General features: G+C 46.1%; 14 protein-coding genes and 1 tRNA gene. 7 read left to right on the top strand and 8 right to left on the bottom strand.

The genetic code is table 11. The features are described from left to right. Positions 1-66: 66 nt before the first annotated feature. Together AM1_RS26850 and gcvP are read left to right on the top strand one after the other, a co-directional pair. Positions 67-140: transfer RNA gene (locus AM1_RS26850), tRNA-Arg, on the top strand. Positions 141-352: 212 nt separating this feature from the next. After that, on the top strand, positions 353-3307 hold the full coding sequence (gene gcvP / locus AM1_RS26845; RefSeq protein ID WP_012166094.1) for an aminomethyl-transferring glycine dehydrogenase: 2955 nt from the start codon (positions 353-355) through the stop codon (positions 3305-3307). Between the two features lie 1263 nt (positions 3308-4570). Here the strand turns inward: gcvP and AM1_RS26835 are convergent. Beyond that, a complete protein-coding gene (locus AM1_RS26835) occupies positions 4571-4891 on the bottom strand; it encodes a winged helix-turn-helix transcriptional regulator (RefSeq protein WP_012166092.1) in 321 nt (106 codons plus the stop codon). Positions 4892-5041: 150 nt separating this feature from the next. On the opposite strand from AM1_RS26835, the gene AM1_RS26830 reads away from it, so the two are divergent. The 4 genes from AM1_RS26830 (at position 5042) to AM1_RS26815 (ending at position 7332) form a co-directional block, all read left to right on the top strand. Beyond that, positions 5042-5278 carry a thioredoxin family protein gene (locus AM1_RS26830; protein WP_012166091.1) on the top strand — a complete coding sequence of 79 codons (237 nt, stop codon included), beginning with the start codon at positions 5042-5044 and terminating at the stop codon, positions 5276-5278. Positions 5279-5510: 232 nt separating this feature from the next. Then, positions 5511-6047 carry a helix-turn-helix domain-containing protein gene (locus AM1_RS26825; protein WP_049783712.1) on the top strand — a complete coding sequence of 179 codons (537 nt, stop codon included), beginning with the start codon at positions 5511-5513 and terminating at the stop codon, positions 6045-6047. A gap of 109 nt (positions 6048-6156) precedes the next feature. Next, positions 6157-6759, top strand: coding sequence for a transposase (locus AM1_RS43340; RefSeq protein WP_049783824.1), 603 nt, complete (start codon positions 6157-6159; stop codon positions 6757-6759). A gap of 87 nt (positions 6760-6846) precedes the next feature. Then, on the top strand, positions 6847-7332 hold the full coding sequence (locus AM1_RS26815; protein ID WP_012166090.1) for a TlpA family protein disulfide reductase: 486 nt from the start codon (positions 6847-6849) through the stop codon (positions 7330-7332). 76 nt (positions 7333-7408) lie between these two features. Here AM1_RS26815 and AM1_RS26810 read toward each other — a convergent pair whose 3' ends face one another. From AM1_RS26810 to AM1_RS26785, 6 genes are all read right to left on the bottom strand, one after another. Further along, positions 7409-7720 carry a HigA family addiction module antitoxin gene (locus AM1_RS26810; RefSeq protein ID WP_012166089.1) on the bottom strand — a complete coding sequence of 104 codons (312 nt, stop codon included), beginning with the start codon at positions 7718-7720 and terminating at the stop codon, positions 7409-7411. Between the two features lie 7 nt (positions 7721-7727). Continuing rightward, entirely contained in the window at positions 7728-8012 is a 285-nt protein-coding gene (locus AM1_RS26805) for a type II toxin-antitoxin system RelE/ParE family toxin (protein WP_041660594.1), read from the bottom strand. Positions 8013-8132: 120 nt separating this feature from the next. Then, complete coding sequence (locus tag AM1_RS26800) at positions 8133-8435, bottom strand: hypothetical protein (protein WP_041660592.1); 303 nt, start codon at positions 8433-8435, stop codon at positions 8133-8135. A 261-nt stretch (positions 8436-8696) separates the two neighbouring features. Further along, positions 8697-8918 carry an N-acetyltransferase gene (locus AM1_RS42925; RefSeq protein WP_012166086.1) on the bottom strand — a complete coding sequence of 74 codons (222 nt, stop codon included), beginning with the start codon at positions 8916-8918 and terminating at the stop codon, positions 8697-8699. 32 nt (positions 8919-8950) lie between these two features. Beyond that, positions 8951-9289 (bottom strand): hypothetical protein, encoded by a 339-nt coding sequence (locus AM1_RS26790; RefSeq protein WP_012166085.1) that lies wholly within the window; start codon positions 9287-9289, stop codon positions 8951-8953. 104 nt (positions 9290-9393) lie between these two features. Next, entirely contained in the window at positions 9394-11139 is a 1746-nt protein-coding gene (locus AM1_RS26785) for an ABC transporter ATP-binding protein/permease (protein ID WP_012166084.1), read from the bottom strand. 85 nt (positions 11140-11224) lie between these two features. Between AM1_RS26785 and AM1_RS26780 the strand changes: the two genes are divergently transcribed. Then, positions 11225-12106, top strand: a complete 882-nt coding sequence (locus tag AM1_RS26780; RefSeq protein ID WP_012166083.1) for an inositol monophosphatase family protein — start codon at positions 11225-11227, stop codon at positions 12104-12106. Here the strand turns inward: AM1_RS26780 and AM1_RS26775 are convergent. Continuing rightward, positions 12095-13222: a DUF6765 family protein gene (locus tag AM1_RS26775; protein WP_012166082.1), complete on the bottom strand. Its 1128-nt coding sequence runs from the start codon at positions 13220-13222 to the stop codon at positions 12095-12097. The genes AM1_RS26780 and AM1_RS26775 overlap by 12 nt on opposite strands. Between the last annotated feature and the right edge of the window lie 148 nt (positions 13223-13370).

The raw sequence follows: 13370 nt of genomic DNA, 5'->3' as shown, positions 1-13370 counted from the left end.
ATGATGATGTGGCCTTTCTACAGTCGCCGTTAACACTCTAGTGATGTTCTCGGTCTTTTTCTAGTTGGGGCTGTGGCTCAGTTGGATAGAGCAAGCGCCTCCTAAGCGCTAGGTCGGCGGTTCGAGTCCGCCCAGTCCCGTTACTTTTTTCCCGTCATGCGTCGATTCCCCTCTGTTTTGAGAGGGCTGATAGGTAACTAAGAACCTATTAAAAGTGCAGAATGATCATTTTGCTACATATCTCTTTGCTAAACTTATAGAATTTTCACCCCTATTTACCGAGTAGGGTGCTTAAACATCCCCTATACGCCTGTCCTACATAGACTCATTGTTTGAGGCATATTTGCTGATTATGACCCAATCCCCAACATCGACTCCCGTTTTTGCTGGACTTTCATCCTCTTCAGGAGATATCAGCAAGTTTGATTCCCTGGCTACACTCCTGAAACCATCTGATACCTTTGCTCACCGCCACATCGGCCCCAGCGAATCAGACATCAATCAGATGCTAGACACGATGAATGTTGAAGACTTGGAGGCGTTGATTGATGCAGCAGTACCTACTCAAATTCGCCTCAAGCAGCCTCTAAAGTTGGGGCATGAGCGGGGAGAATATGAGCTAATCCAAGAATTACGCTCAATTGCTGCTAAGAATCAAATTTTTCGGTCCTATATTGGCATGGGGTATGCCGGATGTATTACCCCTCCAGTCATTCAGCGGAATATTCTGGAGAACCCAGGTTGGTATACCCAATACACCCCCTACCAAGCTGAAATTGCCCAGGGTCGATTAGAGGCTCTGCTCAATTACCAAACCATGGTGATGGACTTAACGGGTTTGGAAATTGCCAATGCCTCCCTGTTGGATGAAGGGACTGCTGCGGCTGAGGCGATGGCCATGAGCTATAACCTGCAAAAGAAGCAGACGGCTAACACCTTTTTTGTTTCAGAGCAATGCCATCCCCAAACCATTGATATTATTCGTACTCGGGCATTGCCCCTAGGCATTGAGGTCATTGTCGGTGATCACCAGCAATATGATTTTGCTGACCATGCAACCTTTGGAGCAGTGCTCCAATACCCGACTACAGATGGGAGCATTCATGACTATCGAACCTTTGTAGAAGCTGCCCATCAGGCCGGAGCCTTAGTCACCGTAGCCACAGATTTGCTCAGCCTACTATTGCTAACACCTCCGGGAGAATGGGGCGCTGATATTGCCGTGGGTAATAGCCAACGGTTTGGCGTACCTCTGGGGTATGGCGGTCCCCATGCCGCATTTTTTGCAACCCGAGCAGCCTATCAGCGCAAAATTCCCGGTCGCATCGTCGGAATTTCCCATGACGTTCAAGATAAGCCAGCCCTAAGACTGGCGCTGCAAACCCGTGAACAACATATTCGTCGGGATAAGGCGACCAGCAATATTTGTACAGCTCAAGTTTTATTAGCTGTGATTGCTGGGATGTATGCGGTCTACCACGGTCCTCAAGGGTTAAAACAAATCGCGAACCGGGTGCATGGATTAACCAGTTTGCTAGGAGCTGGGTTGAAGAAGCTGGGGTTTGAACTGACCTCAGCGCTATTCTTCGATACGGTAACGGTGAAGTTAGGAACGTTGTCGGCGGAGGAATTGCGGGTGCGATCGCAATCCCAATCCATCAATCTTCGGTATCTAGATGATGAGACTGTAAGCATAGCTTTTGATGAAACCACCACCCCAAAGGATCTTTGGGATGTCCTCAGCCTATTTTCTTCGGGTGAACTGAGCTTTACCCTAGAAGATTTACTAGCTGAAACCACCATTGACTATCCTGAGCTGCATCAACGCACCAGCCCTTATCTGACTGAGCCGGTTTTTAACAACTACCATTCAGAGTCAGAGCTGCTTCGCTATATGCATCGACTGCAGGCTAAGGATTTGTCTTTAACCACCTCCATGATTCCCCTGGGGTCCTGCACCATGAAGCTGAATGGTACCTCGGAGATGGTGCCCGTGACTTGGCCTGAGTTTGGTCAACTCCATCCGTTTGTCCCCGTGGAGCAAGCCCAGGGTTACAAAGTGCTTTTCCAGCAGTTGGAAGCCATGCTGGCAGAAATTACTGGATTTGCCGGGATTTCTCTTCAACCCAATGCGGGTTCCCAAGGAGAATACACCGGCTTGTTGGTGATTCATCAATATCACGCTAGCCGAGGAGAAACCCATCGCAATATCTGCTTAATTCCAGACTCTGCCCACGGCACCAATCCTGCCAGTGCAGTGATGGCTGGGATGAAAGTGGTGGTTGTAGCCTGCGATGAGCTGGGCAATATCGATATGACCGATCTGCGCCAAAAAGCAGAACAGCATCGCGACCATCTATCGGCCCTGATGGTGACCTATCCGTCTACCCACGGCGTCTTTGAAGAAACCATTCAAGAGATCTGTGACCTGATCCATGAGTGTGGCGGGCAGGTCTATATGGATGGCGCTAACCTCAACGCCCAGGTAGGGTTATGTCGTCCTGGTGATATTGGAGCGGATGTCTGTCACCTGAATTTGCATAAGACATTCTGTATTCCCCATGGTGGCGGTGGCCCAGGCATGGGGCCAATTGGCGTAGCAGCCCACCTTGCTCCGTTTATTCCTCAACATCCAGTCGTCTCCATGGGAGGAGAAGCAGGCATTGGTGCCGTAGCGGCTGCCCCTTGGGGGAGTGCCAGTATTCTGCCCATCTCTTGGGTGTATATTGCCTTGATGGGCGCGAAGGGGTTAACTCAGGCAACCAAGGTGGCGATACTGAATGCGAACTATATTGCCAAGCGCCTGGAAGCTTATTACCCCGTCCTTTACAAGGGTAAGTCGGGTTTAGTGGCCCATGAATGCATTCTGGACTTAAGAGGCGTGAAGAAAACGGCTGAGATTGAGGTCGAAGATATTGCCAAACGACTGATGGACTATGGCTATCATGCACCGACCGTGTCTTGGCCAGTCCCTGGCACTATTATGATTGAGCCGACGGAAAGCGAATCCAAGGCTGAACTAGACCGATTCTGCGAAGCAATGATTGCCATCCGAGCAGAGATTGCCGAAATTGAGGCAGGCCAGGCAGACGCCCAGAACAACGTCTTAAAAAATGCACCCCATCCTGCCGATGTGGTCATTGCCGATAGCTGGGACCGACCTTATTCAAGAGAGAAGGCAGCTTATCCTGCACCCTGGACTCGGGAATTTAAGTTCTGGCCTGCCGTCAGTCGGATTAACAATGCCTATGGCGATCGTAACTTGGTCTGCTCCTGTGCACCGCTATCAGACTACGCTGAGCAATAACAGGAAGCTATATTCCCTGAAATTCCCTTTTGCCCCTTATTCATCGTCTATTACCCAAAAAAGATGAATAAGGGGCATATTTTATCGTTTAATCCTAACTGACCGTATTCTATTTAACAGATTTCAGGATGAGAACCATTTAATAATTAATTCAGATGATTAGCGATTAACGTTAATCACTATCCTGACTGACGTTAATCACAGTCAAGCCTTATCACTCCACCCATAATAGCGACAGAAACTATCATCTGTTGCGACAGCATTTTGGTAGATTATCAGCTCTGTTAACTGATTTATCCTCTTGCTACTGCAAACTTTTCAAGAAATATCAATATTACTAGTGAAGGTTGTTATGCCAGACCATATTTGCACTCAGATTCCAGTTATTAAAGATTCCTCAGATCTGGAGAATCAAGCTCAATCAACAGCCTCACAAACTCAAGCATATTCGGCATCCTCACCTTATTGGACACCTATTGCGCTGTACTACCTTGAGCGAGAAGTAGAGTGGGCTAGAGGATAGAGTCTTTATTATTATTTAGTGCTCTGATTTGATAGAGCCTAATTTGAGAATTAGGATAGCAACCCATTGATTGGCTTGAATCACCCGCAAGATTGCGGCAAAACACCTCAATCTCTACATCCGCCCTTCCACAACATCGTTGCAGGCTAATGTGGCAGTTATCCATCCTAAATGCCAGTACATTGAAGATATCCCACTCTCTCAGATGAGGGACGATAGGAATAAATTTTTCCAAATCAAATCGGTATAGAACGGTGAGTTTTGGTAATTCGACAATCATCGTATAATTCTCAAGATTATCAGCCTGGGTCAGTACAGAAAATTTTGACCTAGAAGACGAGAGGACCATCTAAATAGAGGCTCCATACCTTTAGTGAGATGAGTTCATACCAAGATTCAATTTTCAGTTTTGAAAAGAGTATTTTGTAGTCTTTACCGAGCTATCAACGGGCACTTACAGAGACTCTTACAGTGATAGCCTACCTGCATAAAGGGAACTTTAAAGACTTGATAATTTCTCACTAAGATTTGAGCAAGCGTCTGAGAACGAGTTGTTAAAAGGGTTAGGGACAGCGACCCATAATGATTCGTTGGGGGTATTATTGTGCGATCGCACCCCGCATCCTTCACTCTAGCTCCCGCGCATCAATATCTCTGAATCATCGGCGTTTCAGTGACCGTACAGGTACCTCAATGGCTCGCTTACGCACTTCTAGTTCAGTGCATGTTAGGGAAAATATTCAGTACTCACCATCATTACGACTTTCTGCGTCCAGTTCTGAGTCGAGAGAGTGAATCTGTTGAATGATTTTAATGAGTTTCTTGCCAGTTGCGGTCAAGGCGTACTCTGTACGCGGAGGGACCTCAGGAAAAGTTTGCTTCTCTAGGAGTCCATAGGCCGTTAACTTCCGCAGTCGCTCTGTAAGGACTTTTCTAGAAATACCCTCAATATGTCTTTCCAGAGCACTGGGCCTAATAACCCCATCCCCAATAGCAATTAGGACAGAAACGGACCATTTGCATCCGATAACATCCTCGAGCTTTTGATAGTTACTTTGCATTTATTTACAAAATAATCCTCTCGATATTTCGCCAAATTACACCAAAAAGTACCTACCCCACCAAAAAGTGCCCTCTGTTCTAGATAGCTTAATCCGCTTAGGTTAGGAGCATAAACACATCACCAAACATTCCCAATCTAGGAGGAAATGATGAGTAAGAAAGCCATTTTTTACCATGCCGGTTGTCCAGTCTGTGTAGCAGCGGAGGCTAATCTAGCCCAGGCAATTGATACGTCTCGCTACGAAGTAGAAATTGTCCATCTGGGAAGCCAATCATCTCGCATTTCTGAGGCTGAATCAGTGGGGGTAAAGTCTGTGCCAGCTTTGGTGCTAGAAGGTGTACCGTTTCACATCAATTTCGGAGCTAATTTGTCGGATTTGAAGTAAGTGTCTCTCTAGCAGCATGTTCGAAATTCTGAAGATGCTGCTAGGCAAACCAACTGTTTACGGGTGTGAGTAGATGCCAATACCGGGGGAATCTTCGGGATTGGTGAGGGTTACACCGACTTTAGAAAGCCCCCTAGTCCTAGATTTTGAAGATAATCCGGCAGTTATACAAGATTGGTCATCAATCGGATAGTGTCAGAGAAACCCTCTTCACAAGATATGATTTCTGCCAATGCCAACTCCCAAAGCTTCTCCAATCGAACTATCGCAGCAACAACACCATTGTTTGACCCAAATCGTGCGACAAACCACCAATCCTTATCGCTTGGTACGTCGAGCAAGCATCATCCTATCAGCCGCCTCAGGCGAAAGTAACACCCAGATTAGCCGTCAATGGCAACTCGACCGCAACCAAGTTCGCTATTGGCGTCAGCGCTGGCTTGATAATCAAGAGCGTCTTGCCCTTTGTGAGCAGGTAGACGACAGCGAAACAGAATTGCACCAGCAAGTGTTGGAGGCTTTAACAGATGCCCCGCGTCCAGGTGTCCCACCCACCTTTACCCCAGAGCAGGTGATCCAAATTGTGGCTATTGCCTGTGAATCTCCCCAGGACTCAGCCCGACCTGTGAGTCAATGGACACCTGAAGAGATTGCTGATGAAGCGATTAAACGCGGCATCGTCCCTCACCTGTCGGCCAGCAGTGTGAGACGTTTTTTGGGGAGAGGCTCAGCTGCAGCCCCATCGGAGTCGCTATTGGCTCAATGCTAACCCTGAGGACCCAGAGGTGTTCGAGGCGAAAGTGCGTCAGATTTGTCAACTGTATGACTCAGCAGCTGAATTGGCAGCTCAACAGATTCACCTTGTCAGTACGGATGAAATGACGGGCATTCAAGCGCTTGAACGACTATACCTAGACCAAGCCATGAAACCAGGGCAACCACGTCGCTTGGAATTTGAATATAAACGGCACGGTACCCTCAGTTTGATTGCCAACTGGCACGTGGCTCTGGGAAAGGTGATTGCGCCTTCTATCGGACCCACTCGAAAAGAGTTTGACTTTGCCAATCATATTGCCAATACCGTTGAAACAGCACCGGACGATGGATGGATTTTTCTACTCGACCAACTCAATACCCATCGCTCTGCTTCCTTGGTGCGATGGGTTGCTGCTTGTTGCGGTATGGATTCAGAGTTAGGTGTTAAAGGTCAATCCGGTATTCTCAAATCGATGGAGACTCGCACAGCTTTCTTGAGCGACCCCAGCCATCGGATCCGATTTGTTTATATCCCCAAACATACCTCCTGGCTCAATCAGATTGAATGCTGGTTTAGTATTTTGGTGCGTCGATTGATTCGTCGAGGCAATTTCACCTCCAAGGATGATTTGCAACAGCGCATCCTCGAATTTATTGAGTATTTCAATCACACGATGGCCAAACCTTTCCAATGGCAATTTAAGGGATTCCAACCTCGACTATAGCTGATGAACTATTTACAGATCTCTGCACTAGAGTGAATTGAAAGCGAATCTAGCTTTATGGAATTGTCCACATTGAGGCGTTGCAATATGACCAAATTTCATCTTCGGACTGAGCAGGTTCTTCAGGGAGACTTTACCCTTCAGCCACTCAATCTCATATTGATCTTTCAAGTGAATTGTCCAGGCTGTTTTATTTATGCATTACCGCTGGCAGCCAAACTTCATGAGAAGTATTGCGATCGCATCAACATCCTAGGTTTATCGACGACCTTTGAAGACTTTGAACTGAACACGGTGGCAAATACCCTGAAGCTCTTGCAGTCTGGTGAGATGGTAGGGGTGACCCAACAGTATTTTCAGCAAAAGCAGATTGAACGATACGCGATACCGTTAAAGTTTGCGATCGCATTTGATCGTGAAATCTTCCATCTCAATTTTCTGCCAGGAACCCCAAGTTGGGTTCTCTTTGATCAAGATCGCAATGTCTTATCTAGCTGGTTTGGACATCGGCCTGAAGAAGAGGTTGAAAGCTTGCTAAGTCCCTATTTTGAGAATGCCGTCAGTATTCAGTAATTGGCCAGCAGCGATTGATAGACCCTCTACGGAAAGATCTGAATCTTAACAAATTAGCTTAGTGTCCTTACGTTGTTTAGGATGACAGGTGAGCAAGTTGTATGGTTGGAATTTGGCTGTATACACCTCTATTGGCTTCCTGAGCTTGGCGTAAATCATATTGTGTCTGTAAGTTCAACCAGAATTGAGCGCTGTTGCCAAAATACTGAGATAGACGAAGGGCTGTATCAGCAGTAATACTACGCTTCCCAGACAATATTTCGCTAATTCTGGTTTGAGCAACACCAATATCCTTACTTAAACGATATGGCGTGAGATCCAGCGGCTCAAGAAACTCTAGTTTTAAGATTTCTCCAGGGTGAATAATTGGCAGACGACCGTTTTCCATATTCTTCTCAATGGTAATCAACGATTTCAACTTGATCGGCATTATTTTCTGCTGTCCAGGTAAAGCAGATTCGCCATTGGCTATTGATACGGATGCTGTATTGTCCTTTACGATCTCCCGCTAGCTTCTCTAATCGATTTCCTGGAGGAATACGCAAATCATCCACTGATGCCGCGGCATCAAGTATGAGGAGTTTGCGTAACGCAATCTTTTGGATATCAGGTGGATATACACGAGATGTGTAGCCATAGAAGATAAGCTTCGTTTCTTTGGAGCTAAACCTTACTATCATAATAGTACTGCGAAGCGTTACTATTGCCAAGCAATACTACTATATTTCCAACATAGCGGGCAATGAAAACTACATGAACAGCGAGGTTGATTTATAATTTGCAATAGCGAGAAAAGCGCATTAATCCTGCAACAGCTTAATTAGAGAAGGATTTGCAAGGACTGCAGGATGAACTGTTAGGCGAAATTGCCTTTTTAATGGCTCTTTAGAGTCCCTGAATTGTTGTATGACCGCCTCAATGGTGGAGCCAATTTCTAAATTTGGCTTTTCCGAAGGCTCATATCCTACAGTTTCAAAAAGTCCACGGATTTCAATTCCCGGTATATCTACAAAATAGCCAAAACGAACGTGACTACGAACAATAACTCTTACCTTTGTACCGCTTGGGAAGCGTTTATTTATTTCACTTGTAGGGGTGATCATTTTTGACTTTAATTGTGCTGATGTTTACCTTAATCATTTATTTTCCAATTTAGATTGTCAGTTGATTGGTAATCTCCGCATAATGCTGACTTCCATCTTCTGCTTTCGATACCCCTCAAATCGCTTGCGGAGAAAATTTGGCATCTCATCCAATAGGGCTATGTCAAATCCACCCTGTCGATAAAATTCCACTAGATGTGTCCAAGGGATGCAGTAACAGATTTGACTGCTAAGACGCTCAATACATTCTTGAAGGAGCTGTTAACCAACCCTTTGTCTCTGGAAAGGCTTTAATACCTGCATTCCTCGTAGAACAATCACTTGATGTTCTGGACAAAGCCGGACCACACCTACAAGCTGCGCTTCTAAATATGCCATCAAAATCAGGTCTACCTCTTGGCATCCACCACCATAGTGGCAACGATTGTAAAAAGATTTGACTACTTCTAAATCTTGTAGTTCTGCTTGACGAATGAGCAGCATTAGTTCGGATAATTCATAGTATTTTCAAAGATTTATCTAAATTCTTTGTGAAAATCAATGGAGATCAATTTAATCTCTTCATCGTAGAACATTGTTGAGAAGCATATTCCAGCAGAATGGAAGTCATGCAAGTCTTGGTTGAATCCACCTAAGGCTAGAAGAACTTTATAGACCCCAAAACCAATATTGGGAAACGACTCTAGAAAGTAGGCTTTTGTCACAATATCGATCTGGATCTTGTTTGGGATTTCAATCCAAGTATCATTCAGCTCAACTTTATTATTTCCATCATCTACAATTTCCCAGAGGTCTGACAAGATTTTTTCATCTGGAATGATCTGATTTAATAATTTAGCTAATTGATCGGCCACTTTGGATGATCTTCTCTCAACGTTTAGTAGGTGTAATGGACAGAGGCAACCCTTTCTTAGAAGAGTAAGTTGAGCCTCTCCTTTATGCACCTGAGCAATCCAGGTTATGCGATCGCATTCTCCACCTGCTCAGACTCAGATAATTCCCAGGTGGTATCTGCTGCCAATTTCAGAGTGCGCTCATGATAATTCGTGAGGGTTGATCGGTGGCCCACGCTCAAAAAGGTGGTTTCTAGATGCTGTAATTGCTGATAAAGAGAGGCTTCATTACTTAAATCCAAAGCACTCGTAGCCTCATCAAGAATGGCATATTGGGGCTTATTTAGTAACAGCCGAGCAAAAGTCAGACGCTGCTGTTCACCCAAAGACAAAACCGAAGACCAATCTTCTACCGCATCAAATCCCTCAAACCGTTCATCTAAATCCGGTAGATTAATCTGTTGCAAAATGGCCTTAAGCTCTTCGTCACTGGCCTCAATTTCCATATTGGGATAAATCATCTGATCCCGGAGATTGCCCACAATCATATAGGGTCGTTGAGGTAGGAAGAGGATATCCCCAGGTTGAGGACGATGGATAGTGCCTTGGCCGGAGTTCCATAACCCTGCCATCGCTCGCAGTAAGGAACTCTTGCCGCATCCACTTGGCCCTTTGACTAATAACCCTTCTCCCTCTGATAAGGCTATAGAGAGATCGGTAATTAAAGTCCTCTGATAATTGGGCGTCATCAGGGTTAGTTCAGCTAGAGATAAGCCTTCTCCTTCTTCTACGGTAAAAGTGGGCTTGATAGGCTCTTGCTCCTCAGCATCAGATTCTGTTGATTCCTCTGTTACATTCTGGTTAGGCTGTTCCAAACTTTCAGCAAAGGTATACAGACGGTCAATCCCTGCCCCAAAGGAGGTTAACTCCTGGAAACGGGCCACAATCAAATTCAGAGAAAAGAAGATGCGAATAAACGCGCCTTGAGCCTCGGAGACTTTACCTACCTCCAACTCACCGGCAAAGATGCCAGGGGCAACAACAATGGCAGGGAGGATAAAGGGCAAAAACTCATAGGCATTGGAAAACACATTCAAATTCAATTGCCAAATAATCAGGTTCTTGAAATTATCAAAGGCTTCCATAAACCGCTCTTTCACCTGATCCGCTTCCTGTTGCTCCCCCCGATAAAAGGCAATGGATTCCGCGTTTTCGCGAATTCGCACCAGGCTAAACCGGAAATCGGCTTCCTTTTTCAATTGGGCAAAATTGAGTCTGACTAGTCCTTTACCAAATACCCCCACCGTCACCACAGTGCCTAGGACGGCATAGAGCACTAAGAACAGCACCAAGGAAGAGGAGATTTGCCACAAAACGCTGCTAAAGGCAATTATCCCCAATAGGGAATCGACAATAATCAGCAGAAAGGTCAGGGATTCCTGGGTAAAACTTCTCACATCTTCGGCAATTCGCTGGTCCGGGTTATCGATGTCCGTATGCAGATTATTGAGATTGTAATAGGCGCGATTGCTGAAATAGTTATCCACGTAGCGATTCGTCAACCAGCGTCGCCACTGTAAGCCTAAGCGATCGCGTAAATAGGTATAACCTGCAAAAATAGGTGCATAAGCCACCAGCACCCCCAGGAAAATCATAATGGTTTGCCAAAACCGAGCTTCATCCTGGGCGGAAAGGGCAGAAATCATCACCCCCCGGCGATTATTCAGGAGTACGCTTAAGCCGGTATACCCCAGAGAAAGCACCATCACCAGTAGTAGCAATCCCCGTGCTTTCCATTTTTCCTCGCTATTCCAGTAGCTAATGGCGATTTTCCAAAACCGCCCCAAAACCTGCAAATTAAATCGTTCCATTAGACCTTATCAATAACCCGTCCCATACCTGACGTTAACCTAGTTAAGGTAAGAAGGGGTTGTTTGCCCGTAAACGATGGAAACTATGTCTAACTCACCCACGCCTCGGCAGATCCTAGAAACATTACTGCCGCCCTTAAGATTAGCCGCTGCCTATTCCAAAAATATTCAGTCCGTTATTGCCGCCTGCCCAGAAAAAACGGATCAGCAAAATCATTTTGGGGCGGCCTTATCGGATGCCGATTTGTCCATTCAAACCTTTGTGGAAGTGGCCTTGTTGGGGGCTTATCCTCAAATCCGGTTCTATGGGGAAGAGTATGAAAAAACCGCCAATACCAAATATTTTCGTTCCATTGATTTGGGACCGGAAGGAGATTATCTAGTTACCCTCGATCCTATTGACGGCACTCGCTTTTACTTGGATGGCCATGATAATTATCAGATTATTGTGGGCGTTCTTAACCATGATGAGTACGAGGCCGTATTAGCCATTTCCCCAGCTCAGGATTGCTATTACTATGCTTTGCGGGGCGTGGGTACTTTTTCCGGTCCGTTAGATGCGTCTTTAGACCAGTGTCAGAAGCTACAGATAGAGAATCCCAAACCCCTGATCTATTTGGGTTGGGGACTGTCGGATCAGATTCCCGATGTCGGTCCTGCCTACCAAATCAACGACTTAAAAACGGCCTATTCCGACGAGCAGTTTGCCCCCAATATCAACGCTATCCTCAAGGGAGAGCTAGCAGGGGCGATTCTGGAGTCAGGCAAATTTATTGACGGGGCCGCCATTGCCTTTCTAGCCCAGGAAGCAGGCTGTATCGTCACCACCTTAACGGGAGAGCCGATGCCGCCCTTACATACCAGCCAAAATTACCAAAGACCGGGCCTGATTGTAGCCACCTCGGCGACGGTCCATCAGGATCTCCTGCAGGTGGTTGCCAAAACTTTACTGGTGTCAGCGGGTTAATTTAACAGCTTTATTCCCCCCTACATGAATGTCGTACTGGGGAAGCAATGTATCGACAATATAGGAGCGATGGGCGATTAAGGCTTCGTGGAACCGTTTCCAATGGCTTTCAAGAAAACTGGGGTAATACTGAAAGACTTCTTCGCCAGTATCCAAGAAGGCTTCTGTGCCAATCGCATCATGTTTCCAAGAGCCTATGCCTTTATGAATGTAGGAAAGATGGGCACTGCCAAAACTAAATCGCCCCTGGTTGATTATGTCTAGCCACTGCCGATATCGCACCTCATCATCCTTATGGTGGATAGATTGTAAATGCTCGGCAATTACAGCTTTATCCGCTGCAGGCAGTCCGGGGACAAGGGCGTTTGGATCCCCTAATCGGTAGCGTCGCAACCACTGACACATATGATCGGCGGCTTCAAGATAGTCTGTCGGGTTGTTTCTGATAATTTTCTCGTTCAGGCCGTTGGTATAGCCCCATTTCAGAAACGGCTTGTCGGGATGCCCTAAGACTGCTCCATGCCCCAGGGGGAAGACTTCACTGAGCAGATGGCCTGTGAGATTGTCGACCAGGTTCTTTTTGAAGTAGGACTTGACTTTTTTAGTGAATTTGCGATCAAGGTTGCCTCGGGAGTCGATTAGTTTGGTGGCTTCATTGACCTGATGGTTAACACCAGCAAACCCTTGGTGAGCCCAAGTATCGGCATAGACATGCATAGCAATACCCAGCCGATACAGACCATGATGGGTCTGGTGGAGCTGGATGCATTCTCGCAACATATCCTGGGCCACATGGCTGTTAGGGCGGCAGATTAGTTTATTGATAAAAGTGCCATTGGGGTTCTGATGAGCGGCCAGTCCTTCATTCCCTGGTAAAAAATGAAACGGAATCCAAACTTGATAGTTTGCGAGCTGGCGAAAATTTCGATAATCCAGCAGTTTATGGGCAGAACTAATGTGATTAAATACGGTGCCATTGTTAAAGCGAATTAAGCCAGAATTTGTGGCGTCATCGACATATTGAGCGCAGTGGGCAATGACATCGGCTTCTGGGTGATCGAACCCAGCCAAACGGGCCACGATATAGGTGACACCGTTATGGAAATCTATTTGCATTCTGGGTGTAGCTCCCTCAGCGGGAAGGGTTGCTATCAGACTACCTGAAGATGGTGACGACCGTCAGTAAGTTTATTTTTTATTGAGATAGTGTTCTGGATGCTGATTTGAGAACTGAGTAATAGCCAATTTGGGGTGATTGAACTGG

Origin of the sequence: Acaryochloris marina MBIC11017 (genome assembly GCF_000018105.1) — a bacterium.
GTDB lineage: Bacteria > Cyanobacteriota > Cyanobacteriia > Thermosynechococcales > Thermosynechococcaceae > Acaryochloris > Acaryochloris marina.
Note: the sequence above shows the minus strand (reverse complement) of the source record. Positions and strands in the feature narration are given on the sequence as shown.